This is a genomic window from Nocardioides cremeus, assembly GCF_030518195.1.
In the GTDB taxonomy this organism is placed as follows: domain Bacteria; phylum Actinomycetota; class Actinomycetes; order Propionibacteriales; family Nocardioidaceae; genus Nocardioides; species Nocardioides cremeus.
Map to the genome: position 1 here is coordinate 12,790 of NZ_JAULSC010000022.1, position 20,609 is coordinate 33,398.

The 20,609-nt window shown below is 73.1% G+C and carries 22 protein-coding genes; 17 read left to right on the top strand and 5 right to left on the bottom strand.

Translation table 11 applies throughout. From position 1 onward, the window contains the following. Nucleotides 1-78: 78 nt before the first annotated feature. Nucleotides 79-474, bottom strand: coding sequence for a VOC family protein (locus QWJ41_RS17470; RefSeq protein WP_302709719.1), 396 nt, complete (start codon nucleotides 472-474; stop codon nucleotides 79-81). Nucleotides 475-779: 305 nt separating this feature from the next. Beyond that, entirely contained in the window at nucleotides 780-1,388 is a 609-nt protein-coding gene (locus QWJ41_RS17475; protein ID WP_302709720.1) for a hypothetical protein, read from the bottom strand. Between the two features lie 220 nt (nucleotides 1,389-1,608). Between QWJ41_RS17475 and QWJ41_RS17480 the strand changes: the two genes are divergently transcribed. Further along, nucleotides 1,609-1,974 (top strand): hypothetical protein, encoded by a 366-nt coding sequence (locus QWJ41_RS17480; protein WP_302709721.1) that lies wholly within the window; start codon nucleotides 1,609-1,611, stop codon nucleotides 1,972-1,974. 179 nt (nucleotides 1,975-2,153) lie between these two features. Continuing rightward, entirely contained in the window at nucleotides 2,154-2,768 is a 615-nt protein-coding gene (locus tag QWJ41_RS17485; RefSeq protein ID WP_302709722.1) for a DUF998 domain-containing protein, read from the top strand. Here the strand turns inward: QWJ41_RS17485 and QWJ41_RS17490 are convergent. After that, nucleotides 2,723-3,391, bottom strand: a complete 669-nt coding sequence (locus QWJ41_RS17490; protein ID WP_302709723.1) for a DUF2238 domain-containing protein — start codon at nucleotides 3,389-3,391, stop codon at nucleotides 2,723-2,725. The two genes, QWJ41_RS17485 and QWJ41_RS17490, sit on opposite strands and share 46 nt — an antisense overlap. Before the next feature lie 128 nt (nucleotides 3,392-3,519). Between QWJ41_RS17490 and QWJ41_RS17495 the strand changes: the two genes are divergently transcribed. After that, on the top strand, nucleotides 3,520-4,539 hold the full coding sequence (locus QWJ41_RS17495; protein ID WP_302709724.1) for an LLM class flavin-dependent oxidoreductase: 1,020 nt from the start codon (nucleotides 3,520-3,522) through the stop codon (nucleotides 4,537-4,539). A gap of 60 nt (nucleotides 4,540-4,599) precedes the next feature. Further along, nucleotides 4,600-4,785: a hypothetical protein gene (locus QWJ41_RS17500; RefSeq protein ID WP_302709725.1), complete on the top strand. Its 186-nt coding sequence runs from the start codon at nucleotides 4,600-4,602 to the stop codon at nucleotides 4,783-4,785. Between the two features lie 22 nt (nucleotides 4,786-4,807). On the opposite strand, the gene QWJ41_RS17505 is transcribed toward QWJ41_RS17500, so the two are convergent. Both QWJ41_RS17505 and QWJ41_RS17510 read right to left on the bottom strand, forming a co-directional pair. Beyond that, nucleotides 4,808-4,993, bottom strand: a complete 186-nt coding sequence (locus tag QWJ41_RS17505) for a hypothetical protein (RefSeq protein WP_302709726.1) — start codon at nucleotides 4,991-4,993, stop codon at nucleotides 4,808-4,810. A gap of 74 nt (nucleotides 4,994-5,067) precedes the next feature. Further along, nucleotides 5,068-5,772, bottom strand: a complete 705-nt coding sequence (locus QWJ41_RS17510) for a response regulator transcription factor (RefSeq protein ID WP_302709727.1) — start codon at nucleotides 5,770-5,772, stop codon at nucleotides 5,068-5,070. A 190-nt stretch (nucleotides 5,773-5,962) separates the two neighbouring features. Here QWJ41_RS17510 and carA point away from each other — a divergent pair, with 190 nt between their 5' ends. The 13 genes from carA to QWJ41_RS17575 all read left to right on the top strand — a co-directional run bounded on the left by carA (nucleotide 5,963) and on the right by QWJ41_RS17575 (nucleotide 20,594). Then, nucleotides 5,963-7,132 (top strand): glutamine-hydrolyzing carbamoyl-phosphate synthase small subunit, encoded by a 1,170-nt coding sequence (gene carA, locus QWJ41_RS17515; RefSeq protein ID WP_302709728.1) that lies wholly within the window; start codon nucleotides 5,963-5,965, stop codon nucleotides 7,130-7,132. Nucleotide 7,133: 1 nt separating this feature from the next. Continuing rightward, on the top strand, nucleotides 7,134-10,466 hold the full coding sequence (carB, locus tag QWJ41_RS17520; RefSeq protein ID WP_302709730.1) for a carbamoyl-phosphate synthase large subunit: 3,333 nt from the start codon (nucleotides 7,134-7,136) through the stop codon (nucleotides 10,464-10,466). Further along, the gene (locus tag QWJ41_RS17525) at nucleotides 10,463-11,515 is read left to right on the top strand and encodes a quinone-dependent dihydroorotate dehydrogenase (protein WP_302709731.1); all 1,053 of its coding nucleotides are present in this window, start codon (nucleotides 10,463-10,465) and stop codon (nucleotides 11,513-11,515) included. The genes carB and QWJ41_RS17525 overlap by 4 nt, the downstream gene beginning before the upstream one ends. Then, on the top strand, nucleotides 11,512-12,360 hold the full coding sequence (locus QWJ41_RS17530) for an iron-sulfur cluster-binding protein (RefSeq protein ID WP_302709732.1): 849 nt from the start codon (nucleotides 11,512-11,514) through the stop codon (nucleotides 12,358-12,360). Before QWJ41_RS17525 ends, QWJ41_RS17530 begins: the two co-directional genes overlap by 4 nt. Beyond that, a complete protein-coding gene (locus tag QWJ41_RS17535) occupies nucleotides 12,357-13,211 on the top strand; it encodes a nitronate monooxygenase (protein WP_302709733.1) in 855 nt (284 codons plus the stop codon). The genes QWJ41_RS17530 and QWJ41_RS17535 overlap by 4 nt, the downstream gene beginning before the upstream one ends. Beyond that, nucleotides 13,208-14,044 carry an orotidine-5'-phosphate decarboxylase gene (pyrF, locus tag QWJ41_RS17540; protein ID WP_302709734.1) on the top strand — a complete coding sequence of 279 codons (837 nt, stop codon included), beginning with the start codon at nucleotides 13,208-13,210 and terminating at the stop codon, nucleotides 14,042-14,044. Before QWJ41_RS17535 ends, pyrF begins: the two co-directional genes overlap by 4 nt. Further along, nucleotides 14,041-14,484, top strand: coding sequence for a hypothetical protein (locus tag QWJ41_RS17545; RefSeq protein ID WP_302709735.1), 444 nt, complete (start codon nucleotides 14,041-14,043; stop codon nucleotides 14,482-14,484). The genes pyrF and QWJ41_RS17545 overlap by 4 nt, the downstream gene beginning before the upstream one ends. 111 nt (nucleotides 14,485-14,595) lie before the next feature. Further along, entirely contained in the window at nucleotides 14,596-14,922 is a 327-nt protein-coding gene (gene mihF, locus QWJ41_RS17550) for an integration host factor, actinobacterial type (RefSeq protein ID WP_302709736.1), read from the top strand. Continuing rightward, entirely contained in the window at nucleotides 14,919-15,524 is a 606-nt protein-coding gene (gmk, locus tag QWJ41_RS17555; protein WP_302709737.1) for a guanylate kinase, read from the top strand. The genes mihF and gmk overlap by 4 nt, the downstream gene beginning before the upstream one ends. Nucleotides 15,525-15,531: 7 nt before the next feature. After that, complete coding sequence (gene rpoZ, locus QWJ41_RS17560) at nucleotides 15,532-15,867, top strand: DNA-directed RNA polymerase subunit omega (protein ID WP_193670787.1); 336 nt, start codon at nucleotides 15,532-15,534, stop codon at nucleotides 15,865-15,867. Between the two features lie 58 nt (nucleotides 15,868-15,925). Next, nucleotides 15,926-17,140 carry a bifunctional phosphopantothenoylcysteine decarboxylase/phosphopantothenate--cysteine ligase CoaBC gene (gene coaBC, locus QWJ41_RS17565; RefSeq protein WP_500684573.1) on the top strand — a complete coding sequence of 405 codons (1,215 nt, stop codon included), beginning with the start codon at nucleotides 15,926-15,928 and terminating at the stop codon, nucleotides 17,138-17,140. Between the two features lie 71 nt (nucleotides 17,141-17,211). Next, nucleotides 17,212-18,408: a methionine adenosyltransferase gene (gene metK, locus QWJ41_RS17570; RefSeq protein ID WP_302709740.1), complete on the top strand. Its 1,197-nt coding sequence runs from the start codon at nucleotides 17,212-17,214 to the stop codon at nucleotides 18,406-18,408. 128 nt (nucleotides 18,409-18,536) lie between these two features. Beyond that, entirely contained in the window at nucleotides 18,537-20,594 is a 2,058-nt protein-coding gene (locus tag QWJ41_RS17575; RefSeq protein ID WP_302709741.1) for a primosomal protein N', read from the top strand. Nucleotides 20,595-20,609 lie beyond the last annotated feature (15 nt).

The following is a 20,609-nucleotide window of genomic DNA, read 5'->3' on the forward strand; positions in this document are numbered from 1 at the left end:
GCGTAGATGCGACTCAGCCACCCGCGGCGGCATCAGCGGTGACGTCCCGCCCCGAGCCAGAGCTTGATGCTCCGCCGGTCATTCCTCTCCCAGTGTGAACAGCGTCAGCTGCATGCCGTCGGGTGCGGCCACGCGAGCGTTTCGGTCACCCCAAGGCGTGTCGACGGCGTCGGCGACAGGCGTGGCTCCGGCCTCGACGAGGCTCGCTGCCGTGCGGTCCGCGTTCGCCACCTGGAGGGCGAGTCGGACCTGGCCAGAAACTCGTCGACCGACCTCGAGGTCGTCAACCATCGCGGCCTGCGACTCGTCGAAGAGCTCTAGTGTTGCGCGGCCCGCATCGAGCAGCAGCACCCGTCCCTGCTGGCTGCTCCAGTCGGCGATCTGCGGCAGGCCGAGCCCGTCGCGGTAGAGCTTCACGGCGGCGTCGAAGTCATCGACGGTGAGGGTGATCCGGAATTCCTGGACATCGTTCATGATTAGATCCTCCGCCCTCAGGAGCACGTGAGGTCAAGGGCCGCAGTGATGTGGCAGCCGGTGTGGACCCGGTGCGACGGAGGGCCGCGCCACGGCGTACGTCGTCCGCAGGGTGGCGCCGGCTCACGTGTGGTCAAGGAGCGGCGTCAGTGCGCCTGCCACCCATGGACCATGTCTGCGACAGGAGCTAACGCATCACTTCGCCGCGCTCGGCCCGGCTAGTCCCTCTGCGCGATCACCTGCTCGATTTCGCTCCAGCTGTGTCCAGGCGGTCAGCACCCGCGTCCCTTCTCGCCAGGCGAGTTTCACCCTCCGACGTCAGGTCGCGCGCCAGAGGCGGGGTGTGGATCGGTCTCCACCTCGGTACGGAACCGCTGCAGCAGGACCACACCGGCGATCAGCCAAGCTATGCCGAACGGCAGCGCGAGAAGCACACGCGAGTTCTGTTCGCTGACTCCTGCGAGTAACAGAACGCCAGCGAGCAGCCCGATGCCGGTCCAGGTCGGAACTACGCTCGACCGGAGCACGGTCCAACCCACGAGCGCCAAGCCGACGGCGACCGCCACCAAGCCGGGAAGCGGACGGGTCTGATCTTGGAAGGTCGGAAGAGCCATCACGGCAAGTACGACAATGCCGGATGCGCAGGTGGCTAGACCCGCGACGCCAATCCAGCCAAGTTCCCCAATCTGTGCGAGCACCGCCAGCAGCGCCGCGACGAAGGCCAACAACGCGACGCCTGACAGAACTATGAGCCACGACGTTGCACTGGTGGCCTCCCGCTGCGGGCGGACGAGGCACTCGTCACCGACGCAACCTTCGGGCTGTAGAGCGTGCACCACAATCGCCACCACCCATGCCGACCCGCCGACCAGCGCGAGTGCCCCAGCCGCCTGGGTAAGTCGTGCACTCAGCATGTTGCGACCCTCGCTGGACCGGCTCGGCTATGGCGCGCTGCGCTGGATCCATGGTGCAACACCAGGCACAGGCACGCCAGCCCTCGACAAGCCGCCGTAGGTACAGCCGACGACTCGGCTCGAGGAGCAGGAAGGGGTCTCGGCCATGTCCGGAACTGCGTCATTCCGCCGCGATCGGCTCGGCCCGCGCTCCTTCAGGCACTGACTATCGTTGGGGACGATGATCACCCGCCGCGACGCTGCCCAACGCTTGGACATCCCCCTGGAGATGGCCAGTCGCCACGGCCTGCCCAAGACGCTCACCGAAGCCCAGATGCGTGAGATAGAGGACAGCCCGCCACCGTGGCTGGTCCAGTCCCGTGCCGATCGGACCGGCAAGAAGCCGGTGTGGGTCGATCTGGTGTGCAGTGTCTGCGGGTCCGCCGAGAGAGCTCGGCCGAAGAAGTGGTGGCCCACATTCACATTCATCAGCTGCGACCACCATCAGCCCTCAGATCTGCCGCCTCCGCTCCGCGGTCACCATCGTGAGGAGATCATGGGTATCGGCAGCCGCTTCATCGGCTGGGTCGACACCCCGCTGGACTGAGCGGACCGTCGCCAGCTCTGGGGCTGAGAACCGTCGCTCCGCCGCACATGTACTGGGGGAGGGTTCAAGGCCACCGACGCGGCGGTGAGAGTTCCAGTGCGGTCTAGGGTGACCGGGTGCTTCGAGCCCAAGGACGACGGCGTTGGCAGTCGCCCGGCTCCGGTCACCGCGCTGCGCATGTGGGCGCGCTCGCACTGCTCGTGCGGCCGCTCTACATCGCCAGCGAGTTCATCGTCGCGGCCGCGACGACGGGCGGCTACAGCTTCGTCTCCGACTCGGTCAGCAGGCTGGGGGAGGTCGGCTGCTCGGCGGCGTACTGCTCGCCGCGCCATGAGCTGATGAACGGCTCGTTCGTGGGGTTCGGGCTGCTGCTGGCCGGCGGTGCGTTGCTGCTGTCGCGGGCGCTGGGGCCGTGGGTCACGGGCTTGCTGGTGGTCTCCGGGTTGAGCTCGGTCGCCACCGGCCTCGCGCCTCTCGACCAGGACGCCGCCCTGCACGCGATCGCCGCGACTCCCTTGTTCGTGGCGCAGCCGGTCGCGCTGGTCGTCCTCGGCGCACGGTTGAGGAAGGAGCGGCCGCGCCTGGCCACCGCTCTACTGACTGCGGGGATCGTGACCGCCGCGGCGGCCGTGGCGTTCGTGCTCTCCGCCGACGGCCCCGCAGCGGGCGCGCTCGAGCGCCTCGCCCTGTGGCCGGTGCTGGTGGGGCTGGCCGCGTTCGCGTGGACCCAGCTCCCCGTCGGTCGTCGTCAGCCGGCGGCCGAGGGCGCGGCCGGGCGTACGGAAGGCACGTAGGGCTCCAGCTGGGGCGCCGCCGACATCAGCAGGCCCCGTCGCCACATCCCGTGCACGACGACGCCGGCCATCATGGCGCCCAGGGAGCCGAGCGCGAGGTCGCCGAGCGTGTCGGCGTACGCGTGGCGCTTCTCCGACGACTTGCTGATGAAGGCGAAGTACTCCGCGATCTCCCAGCTGACGGCCGCGGTGACCCCGAAGGCCAGCGACCTTTCCAGGACCGCTGCGAGGGTCGAGCTGTGCCGCATCGTCAGCAGGATGATCGCGGCGGTGATCAGCCCGGTGTTCATGAAGTGCATCAGGTCGTCGAACCAGACCACCGAGTCGTAGAGGTCGAGCCTGTTGCCCAGGGTGTCGGTGAAGCAGGTGGAGGTGATCATCAGGTCGGCCACCCACGGGAACGACGCCCGCTCGCGCCAGAACACCCACCACACCAGCGGCACGGTGAAGGCGAGCATCGGGTAGGCGGCCGCACGCAGCCCCGCGGCCTTGTCCTCGACGTTGCCCAGGTCGGGGTAGAGCAGGGACACGACGAGGAGCAGCACGAGACCCGCCTTGGCCGTCACGTCGAGTGCCGCCACCAACGGCGGAGTGGCATGGCGCAGGGCGTCGGTCTCGTTCATCCGGCGCAACGGTATGCCACGCGCTGCGCCACGGCGGATCGCGGTGCGGCTCGCCCCGGACGTGGCGTGGCGTGCGCCCCACCGCGGGGTGCGGGAAGAACGTCGCGTGCGCGCCGGTTGTCGCAGGCATGAAGAAGATCGGCTTCCTGTCCTTCGGCCACTGGACCCCTTCGCCGCAGTCGCAGACGCGCACCGCCTCCGACGTGCTGCTGCAGTCCATCGACCTCGCGGTCGCGGCCGAGGAGCTGGGCGTGGACGGCGCCTACTTCCGGGTGCACCACTTCGCCCGCCAGCTCGCCTCCCCGTTCCCGCTGCTCGCGGCGGCCGGGGCCAGGACGAGCCGCATCGAGCTCGGCACCGGCGTGATCGACATGCGCTACGAGAACCCGCTCTACATGGCCGAGGACGCCGGAGCCGCCGACCTGATCGCCGGCGGCCGGCTGCAGCTCGGCATCAGCCGCGGTTCACCGGAGCAGGTCGTCGAGGGCTACAAGTACTTCGGCCACGACCCCGGCGAGGGTGGCGACCACGCCGAGATGGCCCGCGAGCACACCCGGAGGTTCCTCCGGGCGATCGAAGGGGACCGGTTCGCCGAGCCCAACCCGCGACCGATGTTCCCCAACCCGCCCGGCCTGCTCGGCATCGAGCCGCAGTCGCCGGGCCTGCGCGAGCGGATCTGGTGGGGTGCGGGCACCCGCCAGACGGCCGTCTGGACGGCCGAGCAGGGCATGCACCTGATGAGCTCGACCCTGCTCACCGAGGACACCGGGGTGCCGTTCCACCAGCTCCAGGCCGAGCAGATCTCCATGTACCGGGACGCGTGGTCGGCTGCCGGCCACGAGCGCGAGGCGCGGGTCTCGGTCAGCCGCAGCATCTTCCCGATCGTCAACGGCACCGACCGCGCCTACTTCGGCGTGGCCGGCGGGGGAGGGGACCAGGTCGGCCACATCGACGGTGGTGTCGCCCGCTTCGGCAAGACGTACGCCGGCGAGCCCGACCAGCTGGTCGAGGAGCTCGCCCAGGACGAGGCGATCGCCGCCGCGGACACGCTGCTGCTCACGATCCCCAACCAGCTCGGCGTCGACTACAACGCGCACCTGCTCGACAGCGTCGTCCGGTACGTCGCCCCCGAGCTGGGGTGGCGCTGACACGGGCGGCACGGGGGCGCTCGCCGGTACGGTGGCGGACCCGACGAGGTGGAGGTCGACATGGAGCAGGGCGATCAGCGCAAGACGCTGCGCTGCTGGGTCGGTGCCCATCGCTGGGTGACCCGCACCAACGCCGGGGCCCGGTGGCAGGAGTGCGGCCGGTGCGGCAGGTACAGCAAGAAGGTGAGGGTGGCCCACCGGTTCCCGCCCGGCGGGAACGGGCTCAGCGCCGGCGGCGGCTTCTAGGCCCGCCGCCGGCGCCGGATGCTCAGCAGGTGGGCTGAGGGCCGTCGAGGGCGTCGTTCCAGTGGGCTCGGACCATGAAGCACGGACGCTCCTGGTCGGTGGCCCCGGACCCGGTCTCGGGCTCGGGGATGGCGGCGGACGCGCTGCCCGCGAGTGCGAGGCAGAGCAGGGCGCCGGCGGCGGTGATGGTGGTGCGGTGGTGGGACATGAGTGGCTTCTCTCGGCAGGGGATCGTGCTCTCCTCCGAGGTTGCGCCGGCGGGACCGCCAGGGGTATTCGCTGTCAGGCGTATCTTGCGACGCGTTCGCGCAGGTCGAGGTCGGGGATGTCGCTGCCCCGCAGCACGGCGAGGGCCTGCAGCCGGTTGTGCACGCCGAGCTTGGCGTAGACGTGCTCGAGGTGCTTGCGCACCGTGCTGGGCGCGATGAACAGCGCCCGGGCGATCTCGGCGTTCGAGGCACCGGTGGCGACGTGCATCAGCACCCGCCGCTCCTGCACGGTGACCGACGCCGGCAGGTGTGGGGTCGGACGCTCGCGCAGCAGCCGCTGCAGCAGGGGCGCGACGAGCCTGAGCAGCGCGAGGTCGCGCTCGGAGAACGGCCGGTGCCGCCGGTCCAGGCACACCTGGGCGACGTGCTCGGCCCCCACCCGGAACCCGATCGTGATGGCGTCGATGCCGGGCAGGGTCTGGCAGGCGGCGGCCTCCGCCGGGTGCAGGGGCCAGTGCATGAAGCCGACGTAGAACGGGCCGCAGTCGCCCGCGCAGTCGTCGTTCGCCCACGGCGCCCAGAGCGGCAGGCCGACCCGGTCGGCCACGATGCGGCCCCGCTGGTCGGCGAGCACCGTCTCCAGCGCGTCGGCCGGCACGAGCGTGATCAGGGCGTCGAGCGCCTCGAGTGGCGGCATCGGGTCGCCGGGCACGGGCTCGGCCGCCACCAGCGTCGCGAGCGCGGACTGCTCGGCGGGGTTCAGCAGCAGGTCGGCCATGCGGGCCCCCTCGGGAGAAGGCTCTCGACGCTACGCCTGCCGTCCGCCGGATTCATCTCCATTACCGACGAACGACGCACCGCCCGACGCTCGGACGCGTGGTCGGTCGCGGGCCCGCGCGCTGCTACGCTCAGCGCGCTGATCACATCCTTTAACGATCCGTCCTGTGAGGCGGAGAAGGAGGTACGGCGTGCCCCTGCATGCCCCTGCCCCGGCGATCCTCGTGCTCGAGGACGGCCGCACCTTCCACGGCGAGGCGTACGGCGCCCCCGGGGAGACCTTCGGCGAAGCGGTCTTCAACACCGGCATGACCGGTTACCAGGAGACGCTCACCGACCCGTCCTACCACCGCCAGGTGGTGGTGATGACGGCCCCGCACATCGGCAACACCGGTGTCAACGACGACGATCCCGAGTCGCGCCGCATCTGGGTGGCCGGGTACGTCGTGCGCGACCCCGCCCGGGTGCCGAGCAGCTGGCGCTCCGTGCGCTCCCTCGACGACGAGCTCGTCGAGCAGGGCGTCGTCGGCATCAGCGGTGTCGACACCCGCGCCCTGACCCGCCACCTGCGCGAGCGCGGCGCCATGCGCGTGGGCATCTCCTCGACCGAGACCGACCCCGCCGCGCTGCTCGAGCGGGTGCGCGCCTCGGGCGAGATGGCCGGCGCCGAGCTGGCCAGCGAGGTCTCCACCACCGAGGCCTACGTCGTGCCCGCGCACGGCGAGAAGCGCTTCACCGTGGCCGCCCTCGACCTGGGCATCAAGACGATGACCCCGCACCGGATGGCCGAGCGCGGGGTGGAGGTGCACGTGCTGCCCGCCACCGCGAGCCTCGACGACGTGCTCGCGGTCGAGCCCGACGGGCTCTTCTACTCCAACGGCCCCGGCGACCCGGCCGCCACGACCCACCAGGTCGAGGTGCTCCAGGGCGCCCTGGCCCAGGACGTGCCCTACTTCGGCATCTGCTTCGGCAACCAGCTCTTCGGCCGCGCGCTGGGCTTCGGCACCTACAAGCTCACCTACGGCCACCGCGGCATCAACCAGCCGGTGATGGACCGCACCACCGGCAAGGTCGAGGTCACCGCCCACAACCACGGCTTCGCCGTCGACGCCCCGCTCACCGGCGCCACCACCACGGCGTACGGCGAGGCCACCGTCAGCCACGTCTGCCTCAACGACGACGTCGTCGAGGGCCTCGAGCTGCGCGACGCCGGCGGGGCGCTGAAGGCATTCTCGGTGCAGTACCACCCGGAGGCGGCGGCCGGACCGCACGACGCGGCGTACCTCTTCGACCGCTTCGTCGACCTGATGGTTTCGAGACGGTCGCAGGGCGACCTCCTCAACCACCGAACGGGAGCCTGACATGCCCAAGCGCGAGGACATCAAGAGCGTCATGGTGATCGGCTCCGGGCCGATCGTCATCGGCCAGGCCTGCGAGTTCGACTACTCCGGCACCCAGGCGTGCCGGGTGCTCAAGGAGGAGGGCCTGCGGGTCGTCCTGGTCAACTCCAACCCGGCCACGATCATGACCGACCCCGAGTTCGCCGACGCGACGTACGTCGAGCCGATCACCCCCGAGTTCGTCGAGAAGGTGATCGCCAAGGAGCGCCCCGACGCGCTGCTGGCCACCCTCGGCGGCCAGACCGCGCTCAACGCGGCGATGGCCCTCGACAAGGCCGGCGTGCTGGAGAAGTACGGCGTCGAGCTGATCGGTGCCTCGATCGAGGCCATCGACCGCGGCGAGAACCGCCAGGTCTTCAAGAAGATCGTGGAGAGCCTGGGCGGCGAGTCGGCCAAGTCGGTCATCTGCCACACCATGGACGACTGCCTGGGCGCCGTCGAGGAGCTCGGCTACCCGATGGTGGTGCGCCCCTCCTTCACCATGGGCGGCGCCGGCTCGGGCATGGCCTACGACGAGACCGACCTGCGCCGCATCGCCGGCGCCGGCCTGGCCGCCAGCCCGACCACCGAGGTGCTCCTCGAGGAGTCGATCCTCGGCTGGAAGGAGTACGAGCTCGAGGTGATGCGCGACACCGCCGACAACGTGGTGATCATCTGCTCCATCGAGAACCTCGACCCGATGGGCGTGCACACCGGCGACTCGATCACCGTCGCCCCGGCGATGACCCTGACCGACCGTGAGTACCAGCACATGCGCGACATGGCGATCGGCATCATCCGCGAGGTCGGCGTCGACACCGGCGGCTGCAACATCCAGTACGCCGTCAACCCCCGCGACGGGCGCCTGGTCGTCATCGAGATGAACCCGAGGGTCAGCCGCTCCAGCGCGCTGGCCTCGAAGGCGACCGGCTTCCCGATCGCCAAGATCGCGGCGAAGGTGGCCATCGGCTACACCCTCGACGAGATCCCCAACGACATCACCGTGCGCGCCGACGGCTCCAGCACCCCGGCCGCCTTCGAGCCCACCCTCGACTACGTCGTGGTCAAGGTGCCCCGCTTCGCGTTCGAGAAGTTCCCCGGCGCCGACCCGACGCTCACGACGCACATGAAGTCGGTGGGCGAGGCGATGGCGATCGGGCGCAGCTTCACCGAGGCGCTGCAGAAGGCGCTGCGCAGCCTGGAGTCCAAGGACGCCGTCTTCGACTGGGAGAAGGAGTTCGTCGACCTCGACAAGCCCGCCCTGCTCGAGGCCGTGCGCACTCCCCACGACGGCCGGCTGCGCAAGGTGATGGACGCGATCCGCGCCGGCGCGAGCGCCGAGGAGGTCTTCGAGGCCACCGGCATCGACCCGTGGTTCGTCGACCAGCTCGCTCTGATCAACGAGGTCGCGGTCGAGGTCACCGCCGCCCCCGAGCTGACCCCGGGCCTGCTGCGCCGGGCCAAGCGGCACGGGTTCTCCGACCACCAGATCGGCAAGATCCGCGGGATGAGCGCCGACGTGGTGCGCGGGGTGCGCCACGCGCTGGGCATCCGCCCGGTCTACAAGACCGTCGACACCTGCGCGGCCGAGTTCGCGGCGGCCACGCCGTACCACTACTCGGCCTACGACGAGGAGAGCGAGGTGGGCCCGCGCGAGAAGGAGGCGGTGATCATCCTCGGCTCCGGGCCCAACCGGATCGGCCAGGGCATCGAGTTCGACTACTCGTGCGTGCACGCCTCGCTGGCCCTCTCCGAGGTCGGCTACGAGACCGTGATGATCAACTGCAACCCCGAGACCGTCTCGACCGACTACGACACCTCCGACCGGCTCTACTTCGAGCCGCTGACCCTCGAGGACGTCCTCGAGGTGGTGCACGCCGAGATGGCCGCCGGCCCGGTCGTCGGCGTGATCTGCCAGCTCGGCGGCCAGACCCCGCTCGGCCTGGCCCAGGGACTGGCCCGCAACGGGATCCCGATCGTGGGCACCAGCCCCGACGCCATCGACCTCGCCGAGGAGCGCGGCGCCTTCGGGCGGGTGCTCGCCGAGGCGGGCCTGGTGGCGCCCAAGCACGGCACCGCGACGTCGTACGTCGAGGCGCAGCGCATCGCCGCCGAGATCGGCTACCCGGTGCTGGTGCGGCCCTCCTACGTGCTCGGCGGGCGCGGGATGGAGATCGTCTACGGCGACGAGTCGCTCGAGGCCTACCTCGAGAAGTACGTCGCCGCCGGGCTGATCAGCCACGAGGCGCCGGTGCTGGTCGACCGCTTCCTCGACGACGCCGTCGAGATCGACGTCGACGCCATCTTCGACGGCGAGGAGCTCTTCCTCGGCGGGGTGATGGAGCACATCGAGGAGGCCGGCATCCACTCCGGCGACTCCTCCTGCGCGCTGCCCCCGATCACCCTCGGCGAGCTCGAGATCGGGCGCATCCGCGAGGCCACCGAGGCGATCGCGCGCGGCGTGGGCGTGCGCGGGCTGATCAACATCCAGTTCGCGCTGGGCTCCGACATCCTCTACGTGCTCGAGGCCAACCCGCGCGCCAGCCGCACCGTGCCGTTCGTGTCGAAGGCGACCGCGACCCCGCTGGCCAAGGCCGCGGCCCGGGTGATGCTGGGCGAGTCGGTCGCCGACCTGCGCAGGGCCGGGCTGCTCCCGGTCACCGGCGACGGCGGCACGCTGCCGCCCGACCAGCCGATCGCGGTCAAGGAGGCGGTGATGCCCTTCAACCGCTTCCGCACCCCCGACGGCGCCCAGGTCGACACCGTGCTCGGCCCCGAGATGAAGTCGACCGGCGAGGTGATGGGCTTCGACCGCGACTTCGGCACCGCCTTCGCCAAGGGCCAGGCGGCCGCGTTCGGCCCGCTGCCGACCAGCGGCAAGGTCTTCGTCTCGATGGCCAACCGCGACAAGCGCTCGATGATCTTCCCGGTCAAGGTGCTGGCCGACATGGGCTTCGAGATCCTCGCCACCCAGGGCACCGCCGAGGTGCTGCGCCGCAACGGCGTGGCCGCCACCGTGGTGCGCAAGCACTACGAGGGCACCGGCCCGGCCGGCGAGAAGACCACCGTGCAGCTCATCCACGACGGCGAGATCCAGCTGATCGTCAACACGCCGTACGGCGCCGGCGGCGGCGGGCACGCCCGCCTCGACGGCTACGAGATCCGCACCGCGGCGGTGATGGCCAACGTGCCGTGCCTGACCACGGTGCAGGGGCTCGGCGCTGCGGTGCAGGGCATCGAGGCGATGCGTCGCGGTGACATCGGCGTGTGCTCCCTGCAGGACTGGGCGGCCGCGCTGAGGGCCAGTCGCTCGTGAGCGCCTACCGGCTGCTCTTCGACCAGGTCGCGACCCGGGTCGACGCCGAGCGCGCCCACCACGCCGGCTTCCGCGCGCTGCGCACCGGGGCGCCGGTGCTGGGTCGCCTGGGCGTGCCCGGGCGACCGGTGCAGGCGCTGGGCACCGTCTTCCCCAACGTGCTGGGGATGGCGGCCGGCTTCGACAAGAACGCGGTCGGCATCGATGCCCTCGGGGCGCTGGGCTTCGGCCACGTCGAGGTGGGCACCGTCACCGGTCGCGCCCAGCCCGGCAACCCGAAGCCGCGGCTCTTCCGCCTCGTCGAGGACCGGGCCGTGCTCAACCGGATGGGCTTCAACAACGACGGCGCCGAGGTGGTCGCCGCCCGGCTCGCCGAGCGCGCCCGCAAGCGGGGCGATCGTCCCGGCCCGGTGCTGGGCGTCAACATCGGCAAGTCGAAGGTGGTGCCCGAGGACGACCAGGCCGCGGTCGAGGCCGACTACGAGCACAGCGCCCGGCTGCTGGCGCCGTATGCCGACTACCTCGTGGTCAACGTGTCCTCGCCCAACACCCCGGGGCTGCGCTCGCTGCAGGCGGTCGAGCGGCTGGAGCCGCTGCTGGCCCACGTGCGGCGCACCGCCGACGCCGCGACCGGCGCGCGGCGGGTGCCGCTGCTGGTCAAGATCGCGCCCGACCTCGCCGACGCCGACATCGACGCGGTCGCCGACCTGGCCGTGGCCGGCCGGCGCGACGGCGTGCTCGACGGGGTGATCGCCACCAACACCACGATCTCGCGCGAGGGGCTGCGCACCCCGGCCGCTGAGGTCGAGGCGCTCGGTGCCGGCGGCCTCTCCGGTCGACCGCTGACGGCCCGCTCCACCGAGGTCGTGCGGCGCCTGCGCGAGCGCGTCGGGCCCGGCCTGACCCTCGTCGGGGTGGGTGGCATCAGCAGCGTCGAGGACGCCCGCGACCGGCTGGCCGCCGGCGCCGACCTGCTGCAGGCCTACTCGGCGTTCGTCTACGAGGGACCCGGCTGGCCGCGCCGCCTGGTCAGGGGCGCCCAGGCATGAGCGCCGGCGGTCCGGTCTCGCCCGTCCACGTCACCGGCGAGGTGCTGGCCAGCAAGCGCATCGGCGCGTTCTGGCACCTGACCCTGGTGGCGCCGGGCGTGGGGGAGCGGTTCCGCCCCGGCACCTTCCTGGCGGTCTCCGTCGGCAGCCCCGACGAGGGCCGCACCCGCCTGGCCCGCCGCGCCCTGTGGATCCACCAGGTCCGCCCCCTGGGCGGGTACGCCGCGACCGTGCAGGTGGTCGTCGAGCCGGTCGGGCCCGGCACCCGCTGGCTGGCGGGGCTCGAGCGCGGCGACCGGGTCGAGGTCACCGGGCCGCTCGGGCGGCCCTTCGCGCTGCCCAAGGAGCCCGTCTCGACCGTGCTGGTCGGCGAGGGGTACGCCGCCGCCCCGCTCTTCTCCCTCGCCGAGCGGCTGCGCGAGCGCGACTGCCCGGTGACGCTGGTGCTCGGCGCCCCCGACGAGGCCCGGCTGCTCAACGCCCTCGAGGCGCGCCGCACCGCCCGCGCGGTCACCGTGGTGACCCGCGACGGCTCGGTCGGCGCCCGCGGCGAGATCGCCGACGTGCTCGACGAGGTGCTGCGCCGCGCGGGCGCCGACGTCGTCTACGCCGCCGGCCCCACGCCGGTGCTGCACGCCGTGGCGCTGGCCGCCGAGGCGCACGGCGCCTGGAGCCAGACCGCGCTCGAGCAGCCGCTGACCTGCGCGACCGGGCTGTGCCACGGCTGCCCGGTGCCGGTCGTGGGCGAGGACGGGGTGGCCCGCACCGCCCGCGCCTGCGCCGACGGACCGGTGCTGCGCGGCGACCGGGTGCGCTGGGACGACCTGGCGGGGGCTCGGTCATGACCGTGCTCGCCGGGCTGCGACTGGCCTCCCCGGTGGTCGTCGCCGCCGGCTGCGGCGGCACCGGCCGCGAGCTCGCGGCGTACGGGTCCTTGGACGCGCTGGGCGCCTTCACCACCCGCACCATCACCCTCGACGCCCGCCGGGGCGGGCCGGTGCCGCGGCTCCTCGAGACGCCGTCGGGGCTGCTGCACGCCACCGGCCTGCCCAACCCCGGCGTCGACGGCTTCCTGGCCACCGAGCTGCCCTGGCTGCTGCAGCAGCGGGCCCGGGTCGTGGTCTCGGTGGCCGCGCGCAGCCTCGGCGAGCTGGCCGAGCTGGCGCGACGCCTCGGCACCGCGCCCGGGGTCAGCGCCATCGAGGTCAACGTCTCGCCGCCCGACACCGGCCCGGAGCCCGAGCTGATGTCGGCCCGGGAGCCCTTCCAGGTCGGCGCCGCGGTCGCCGCCGTCGAGCGCGAGCTGCCCCGGGGCGTGCCGGTGCTGGCCAAGCTGCGCCCCGACGCCGTGCGCGTCGTCGAGGCGGCGCGCGCCGCCGTCGAGGCCGGTGCCCAGGCGCTGGTCGTCGGGCAGGCGCTGCCTGCCTCGATGCCCGACGGGCGTGCCGCCGGGCTGAGCGGCCCGGCCGTCGGGCCGCTGGCGCTGCGCTGCCTGGTCGAGGTGCTCGAGGCCGTCGACGTGCCGGTCGTCGCCGGCGGCGGTGTCGCGACCGTGGCCGACGTGCGCGCGCGGCTCGCGCTCGGCGCCGTCGCCGTGCAGGTCGGCGCCGCGCTGCTGCACGACCCGACCACCGCCGCGCGGCTGGTCGCCGCGCTCGACCCTGACACGACCAGCGAGGAGACACCCGACCGATGAGCACCTTCGGCACCCGCCTGCACGACGCGATGGCCGCCCGCGGACGCCTGTGCGTCGGCATCGACCCGCACGCCTCGCTGCTGCGCGGCTGGGGCCTCGACGACGACGTCGCCGGCCTCGAGCGGTTCGCGCTGTCGGTGGTCGAGTCGGTGGCCCCGGTGGCCTCGGTCGTCAAGCCGCAGTCGGCCTTCTACGAGCGGTTCGGCAGCCGCGGCATCGCGGTGCTCGAGCGGGTGGTGAGCGAGTCGCGCGCGGCCGGGGCGCTGGTGCTGCTCGACGTGAAGCGTGGCGACATCGGCTCCACCTCGCAGGCCTACGCCGACGCCTACCTCGACCCCACGTCCCCGCTGGCCGTCGACGCGATCACCGTGAGCCCCTACCTCGGCCTGGGCTCCCTCGACCCCTTCGTCGACACCGCGCGCCGCCACGACGCGGGCCTCTTCGTGCTGGCGCTGACCTCCAACCCGGAGGGCCCGGAGGTCCAGCACGCGGTGGGCGCCGACGGCGTGCGGGTCGCCGACCGGGTGCTCGACCACCTGCGCGCCCTCAACGCCGACGCCGGGCCGCTCGGGTCGTTCGGGGCCGTGGTCGGCGCGACCATCGCGCAGCCCGAGGACGGCCCCGCCTTCGACCTGGCCTTCGGCGGGCCCGTGCTCGCGCCGGGCTTCGGTGCGCAGGGCGGCACCGTCGACGACCTGAGGCGCATCTTCGGTGCCTCTGCCTCGCACGTGCTGGCCAGCTCCTCGCGCGAGGTGCTCGCGCTGGGCCCCGACCTGCCCGCGATGCGCGACGCCGTGCGGGCCACCAACGACGAGCTGGCCGTGCTCGGATGAGAGCGCTGGGGACCGGGCTCGTGGTGCTCGGGCTCGCGCTGCCGCTGGGCGGGTGCGGCCAGGACCGGTTCGAGGCCTACTGCGAGCGGGTCGAGGAGCACCAGGTGGCGCTCACCGAGGCGGTGGCCCAGGGCGGTCCCGACGCCCTCCTGGACGTGCTGCCGCGGCTGCAGGAGCTCAGCGAGGCCGCCCCGCGCGACGTCGCCGACGAGTGGCAGCAGGTCGTGGGCCGCCTCGAGGCGCTCGAGCGGGCGCTAGAGGACGCGGGCGTCGACCCGGCCGACTACGACCGTGCCGCGCCGCCCGAGGACCTGGCCGACGACGAGCGGGCCGCCATCGACGGCGCGGCCCGCGAGCTGGTGCGTCCGACCACGCTCGGCGCGCTGCAGGCCGTCGAGACCCAGGTGCGCGACGTGTGCGGGACCCCGCTGTACCAGTGACCCTTGCGGAGCCCGACCCGGGCTCCGGCGTTGCCGCCCGCTGAGAACTCTGACTAGATTGGCCCCTCCGCGACCTGCTCCCGACGCACCGACACAAGGACCTGAGACGACGTGGCACTCCCTCCGCTCACACCTGAACAACGACAGGCGGCCCTCGAGAAGGCAGCCGCCTCCCGTCGGGAGCGGGCCGAGGTGAAGAACCGCCTCAAGAACTCCGGCGCCTCGATCGTGGACGTGCTGGCCGAGGGCCAGACCAACGAGGTCATCGGCAAGCTGCGGGTCATCGACCTGCTGCAGTCGATGCCCGGCCTGGGCAAGGTGCGCGCCAAGCAGATGATGGAGCGGCTCGGCATCGCCGAGAGCCGCCGGGTGCGCGGCCTGGGCACCAAGCAGGTCGCCGCCCTCGAGAAGGAGTTCAGCTCCCGAGAGGCCCGGTGAGCCCCGCGGAGCCCACGCCCGCGCGTCGTACCCGCCTGGTGGTGCTGGCCGGCCCCACGGCCGTCGGCAAGGGCACCGTGGCCGCTGCCGTGCGCGACCTGCACCCCGACGTGTGGATCTCGGTCTCGGCCACCACCCGGGCGCCGCGGCCCGGCGAGGTCGACGGCGTGCACTACCGCTTCGTGAGCGAGGCGGAGTTCGACGCGCTCGTCGAGGCGGGCGAGATGCTCGAGTGGGCGGTCGTGCACGGCGCCGCGCGCTACGGCACCCCGCGCGGGCCGGTGGAGGAGGCGCTGGGCGCCGGTCGGCCCTCGATGCTCGAGATCGACCTGCAGGGCGCCCGCCAGGTGCGGGCCACGATGCCCGACGCGCTGTTCGTCTTCCTCAAGCCGCCCTCGTGGGAGGAGCTGGTGCGCCGGCTGGTCGGGCGCGGCACCGAGACCGCCGAGCAGCGCGAGCGTCGACTGGTCACCGCGCGCGAGGAGCTGGCCGCCGAGCCGGAGTTCGACGTGACCATCGTCAACCACGAAGTTCACGCCGCGGCCCACGACTTGGTAACCTTGATGATGCTCGACCCGAGCAACAACCCCAACGATCTGTGAGGCCTTCTTGTCTGCCCCCAACATCGACGCCGTGGGAGTCACCAACCCCTCGATCGACGACCTGCTGACGAAGACCGACAGCAAGTACAAGCTCGTGCTGTACAGCGCCAAGCGTGCGCGCCAGATCAACGCCTACTACTCCCAGCTCGGCGAGGGCCTGCTGGAGTACGTCGGCCCCCTCGTGGAGACCCACGTGCAGGAGAAGCCGCTCTCGATCGCGCTGCGCGAGATCAACGACGACCTGCTCACCTGTGAGGACGTCGACCCCGCCGAGCTCGCCGCCGAGGAGGCCGCCGCCAAGGCTGCTGCCGCCGACGCCGCGGCGTTCAGCCAGGGCGAGTGAGCTGAGCACCCACTCCACCACGCAGGCCGCTTCCCCGTTGGGGGAGCGGCCCGCTGCGATTTCCAGGCCGCGCGTGGTCCTCGGCGTCGCCGGCGGGATCGCCGCCTACAAGGCCTGCGAGCTGCTGCGCCGCCTGAGCGAGTCGGGCCACGACGTCACCGTGGTGCCCACCGCCGCGGCGCTGCGCTTCGTCGGGGCGCCCACCTGGGCGGCGCTGTCGGGCAAGCCCGTCAGCGACGAGGTGTGGGACGACGTGCACGAGGTGCCGCACGTGCGGATCGGCCAGCAGGCCGACCTGGTCGTGGTGGCGCCCGCGACCGCCGACCTGATGGCCAAGGCCGCGCACGGCCTGGCCGACGACCTGCTCACCAACACCCTGCTCACCGCACGCTGCCCGGTGGTGCTGGCCCCGGCCATGCACACCGAGATGTGGGAGCACCCCGCCACCCGCGCCAACGTCGCCACCCTGCGCGAGCGCGGCGCGCTGGTGCTCGAGCCCGCCGAGGGCCGCCTGACCGGCGCCGACACCGGCAAGGGCCGGCTGCCCGAGCCGGCCGAGATCTTCGAGGCCTGCCGCGAGGTGCTGGTCGGCGGCGGGCGCCGCGACCTGGCCGGTCGCCACGTGCTGGTCTCCGCGGGCGGCACCCGCGAGCCGCTCGACCCGGTGCGCTACCTGGGCAACCGGTCCTCGGGGCGGCAGGGCTACGCCCTGGCCCGCGCAGCCCTGGCCCGCGGCGCCGAGGTCACCCTGGTCAGCGCGAACGCCTCGCTGCCGGACCCCGCCGGGGTCAAGGTCGTGCACGTCGCGACCACCGCCGAGCTGCGCGAGGCCGTCGTCTCCGCCGCCGGTGGCGCCGACGCCGTGGTGATGGCCGCGGCTCCCGCCGACTTCCGGCCCGTCGACGTCAGCGGAGCCAAGATCAAGAAGCGCGAGGACGGCTCGGTGGCCCCCGTCGAGCTGGTGCAGAACCCCGACGTGCTCCACGAGATCGCCCACGACCGCGCCCGTGCCGGCCAGGTCGTGGTCGGCTTCGCCGCCGAGACCGGCGACGAGAGCGGCAGCGTGCTCGACCACGCCCGCGCCAAGCTGGCCCGCAAGGGCTGCGACCTGCTCGTCGTCAACGACGTCAGCGGGGGAGCGGTCTTCGGCAGCGAGGACAACCAGGCGGTGATCCTGGCCGCCGACGGCGACGGGACCGACGTACCGCTGGGCTCGAAGTCGCAGCTGGCGCACGCGATCTGGGACCAGGTCGCCATCCGGATGAGGACCTGAGCGACCGCACCCGGTAGAAATGACACGCCCCGCCCGAGGACCGGGCGGGATACCGCAACCGAGGAGCCGAGATGTCCGGACGCCTGTTCACCTCCGAGTCGGTGACCGAGGGTCACCCCGACAAGATCGCCGACCAGATCAGCGACAGCGTCCTCGACGAGATGCTGCGCCAGGACCCGCACAGCCGCGTCGCCGTCGAGACCCTGCTGACCACCGGTCTGGTCGTGGTGGCCGGCGAGGTCGCCACCACCGGCTACGTCGACATCAAGTCGATCGTGCGCCAGCGGATCCTCGACATCGGCTACGACCACTCCGACAAGGGCTTCGACGGCACCACCTGCGGCGTCATGGTCGCCATCGGCGGCCAGTCGGGCGACATCGCCCAGGGCGTCGACACCGGCTACGAGTCGCGCCTGGAGTCCTCGGTCGACGCGATGGACAAGCAGGGCGCCGGCGACCAGGGCCTGATGTTCGGCTACGCCTGCGACGACACCCCCGAGCTGATGCCGCTGCCGATCAAGATCGCCCAGACGCTCTCGGAGCGGCTCTCGGCGGTGCGCAAGGACGGCACGCTGGCCTACCTGCGCCCCGACGGCAAGACCCAGGTCACCGTCGAGTACGACGACGACAACCGGCCGGTGCGCATCGACACCGTCGTGCTCTCCACCCAGCACGCCGAGGACGTCGACCTCGAGACGATGCTGCAGCCCGACATCAAGAAGCACGTGATCGACCCGGTGCTGGCCTCCTTCGACATCCCCAGCGAGGGCTACCGGCTGCTGGTCAACCCCACCGGCCGCTTCGTGGTCGGCGGCCCGATGGGCGACGCCGGCCTGACCGGGCGCAAGATCATCGTCGACACCTACGGCGGCATGGCCCGCCACGGCGGCGGCGCGTTCTCGGGCAAGGACCCCTCGAAGGTCGACCGCTCCGCGGCCTACGCGATGCGCTGGGTGGCCAAGAACGTCGTGGCCGCCGGCCTGGCCCGCCGCTGCGAGGTCCAGGTCGCCTACGCGATCGGCAAGGCCCAGCCCGTCGGTGTCTTCATCGAGACCTTCGGCACCGGCACCGTGGCCGACGAGGTGATCCAGAAGGCGGTCCTCGAGGTCTTCGACCTGCGCCCCGCCGCGATCATCGCCGCCCTCGACCTGCTGCGCCCGATCTACGCCCAGAGCGCCGCCTACGGCCACTTCGGCCGCGAGCTGCCCGACTTCACCTGGGAGCGCACCGACCGCGCCGACGCGCTGAAGGCCGCTGTCGGGGGCTGAGCCCGCCCCCCTGCAGGAGTCCCCGGCCGGCCGGGGACTCCTGCACTGGTCAGGGGTTGCAACACCCATCAAGCGCAGGAGAAGGCTGACAAGTCCGGCCGTCCCCGGCGGCTGCTAGACAACACCCCATGGCCGCAGGACCCGACGACCCCCATGCCGAGCAGCCCGAGCTGCTGCCCGGGCTGGTCCGCGCCACTCTCAAGCAGTCGCAGGCCAAGGCCCGCGCCACCCGGGAGCGCAAGGCCGCCGCGGCCGAGACCGCGGCGGTGCTGCCGGTGGCGCGGGTGCTGGTCGACGTGCCGCTGGCCCACCTCGACCGGCCCTTCGACTTCTCGGTGCCGGCCGCGATGGCCGACGACGCCGTGCCCGGCGCGCGGGTCAAGGTGCGCTTCGCCGGCAAGGAGACCGACGGGTTCCTCGTCGAGCGCGCCGAGACCAGCGAGCACACCGGCGCGCTGCTGCCGCTGCGCCGGGTGGTCAGCGCCGAGCCGGTGCTCAGCGCCGAGGTCGCCGCGCTCAGCGCCGCCGTCGCCGAGAGGTACGCCGGCAGCCGCGGCGACGTGCTGCGCCTCGCGGTGCCGCCGCGGCACGCCACCACCGAGAAGGCCGAGGCGCCCGCACCCGAGCCGGCTCCGCCGCACCCGCTCGAGCCGGCCGTCGAGGCGTGGGGCGACCACCCGCACGCCGCCGCGTGGCTGGGCCACCTGCGCTCCGGGGGCGCGCCCCGGGCGGTGTGGAACCCGCCGCCGGGCGCCGACTGGCCGAGCCTGGTCGCCCACGCCGCGCTCAGCGCGCCGGGTGGAGTGGTGGTGTGCCTGCCCGACGGCAAGGACGTCGAGCGCCTCGACGCGGCCCTGGCCGCGCTGACCGGCGAGCGGCCCGAGCACGCGGTGCTGACCGCCGACCTGGGCCCGGCCGCCCGCTACCGCTCCTTCCTCCAGCTCTCCCGAGGTCACCGGCGGATCGCGGTCGGCACCCGCGCCGCGGCCTTCGCCCCCGTCGCCGACCTGTCCCTGGTCGTGGTGTGGGACGACGGCGACGACCTGCACGCCGAGCCGCGGGCGCCGTACTGCCACACCCGCGAGACGCTGCTGCTGCGCGCCGAGCTCGCCGGGGCCGCGGCGCTGGTCGGCGGCTTCGCCCGCACCGTCGAGGCCGACCACCTGCTGCGCTCGGGCTGGGCCCACGAGCTGGTCGGGGCGCGCGAGCGGGTGCGGGCCGCGGCGCGCGTCGAGGTCGCCGGCGCCACCGACTTCGACCTGGTGCGCGACCCGCGGGCGCGCACCAGCCGGCTGCCCCGCCAGGTCCTCGACCTGGTCCGCTCCGCGCTGGCCGACGGTCCGGTGCTGGTGCAGAACCCCCGCCAGGGCTACGTCGTCTCGCTGGCCTGCGAGCGCTGCCGCACCCCGGCCCGCTGCACGACCTGCGAGGGCCCGCTGCGCCTGCCCTCGCCGACCACACCGCCGGCCTGCCGCTGGTGCGGCACCGCGGCGCCGGCCTGGGCGTGCGCCGAGTGCGGTCACCGGGGGCTGCGGGCCCCGGTGCTGGGCGAGGCGCGCACCGCCGAGGAGCTCGGGCGGGCCTTCCCGGCCGTGCGGGTGCGCACCTCGGCCCGTGACGGCGTGCTGGCGCACGTCGACGACGCCCCCGCCATCGTGGTCGCCACCCCGGGCGCCGAGCCGGTCGCCGAGGGCGGGTACGCCGCCGTGGTGCTGCTCGACGCCTGGCTGCTGCTCGCGCGCCCCGACCTGCGCACCGACGAGGAGGCGCTGCGCCGCTGGGCCAACGCCGTGGGGCTGGTGCGGCCCGGGGGCCGGGCGATGGTGGTGGCCGACGCCGCCCTGGCCCCGGTGCAGGCGCTGGTGCGCTGGGACATGGGCGGCTTCGCAGCCCGCGAGGCCGACAGCCGCTCCGAGGCCCACCTGCCGCCTGCCTCGCGGCTGGCCACGATCACCGGTGAGCCGGGGGCCGTCGACGACGCGCTGGTGCTGCTCGAGGTGCCCGAGCCGGTCGAGCTGCTCGGCCCGGTCGAGCTGCCCGACGACCCGGACCGCTGCCGGGTGGTGGTGCGGGTGCCCCGGGCCCAGGGTCCGGCGCTGTCGAGGGCTCTGGGCGACCTGCAGCGGATGCGCTCCTCGCGCAAGCTCGACCCGGTGCGGATCCAGGTCGACCCACCGAGCCTGTGACCTGGGTCCGGCTCC

Bases quoted from the DNA above. Each gene is read 5' to 3' on its own strand.
- QWJ41_RS17470 (WP_302709719.1), bottom strand. From the start codon at position 474: ATGAACGATGTCCAGGAATTCCGGATCACCCTCACCGTCGATGACTTC.
- QWJ41_RS17475 (WP_302709720.1), bottom strand. From the start codon at position 1,388: ATGCTGAGTGCACGACTTACCCAGGCGGCTGGGGCACTCGCGCTGGTC.
- QWJ41_RS17480 (WP_302709721.1), top strand. From the start codon at position 1,609: ATGATCACCCGCCGCGACGCTGCCCAACGCTTGGACATCCCCCTGGAG.
- QWJ41_RS17490 (WP_302709723.1), bottom strand. From the start codon at position 3,391: ATGAACGAGACCGACGCCCTGCGCCATGCCACTCCGCCGTTGGTGGCG.
- QWJ41_RS17495 (WP_302709724.1), top strand. From the start codon at position 3,520: ATGAAGAAGATCGGCTTCCTGTCCTTCGGCCACTGGACCCCTTCGCCG.
- QWJ41_RS17500 (WP_302709725.1), top strand. From the start codon at position 4,600: ATGGAGCAGGGCGATCAGCGCAAGACGCTGCGCTGCTGGGTCGGTGCC.
- QWJ41_RS17505 (WP_302709726.1), bottom strand. From the start codon at position 4,993: ATGTCCCACCACCGCACCACCATCACCGCCGCCGGCGCCCTGCTCTGC.
- QWJ41_RS17510 (WP_302709727.1), bottom strand. From the start codon at position 5,772: ATGGCCGACCTGCTGCTGAACCCCGCCGAGCAGTCCGCGCTCGCGACG.
- carB (WP_302709730.1), top strand. From the start codon at position 7,134: ATGCCCAAGCGCGAGGACATCAAGAGCGTCATGGTGATCGGCTCCGGG.
- QWJ41_RS17530 (WP_302709732.1), top strand. From the start codon at position 11,512: ATGAGCGCCGGCGGTCCGGTCTCGCCCGTCCACGTCACCGGCGAGGTG.
- QWJ41_RS17535 (WP_302709733.1), top strand. From the start codon at position 12,357: ATGACCGTGCTCGCCGGGCTGCGACTGGCCTCCCCGGTGGTCGTCGCC.
- pyrF (WP_302709734.1), top strand. From the start codon at position 13,208: ATGAGCACCTTCGGCACCCGCCTGCACGACGCGATGGCCGCCCGCGGA.
- QWJ41_RS17545 (WP_302709735.1), top strand. From the start codon at position 14,041: ATGAGAGCGCTGGGGACCGGGCTCGTGGTGCTCGGGCTCGCGCTGCCG.
- metK (WP_302709740.1), top strand. From the start codon at position 17,212: ATGTCCGGACGCCTGTTCACCTCCGAGTCGGTGACCGAGGGTCACCCC.
- QWJ41_RS17575 (WP_302709741.1), top strand. From the start codon at position 18,537: ATGGCCGCAGGACCCGACGACCCCCATGCCGAGCAGCCCGAGCTGCTG.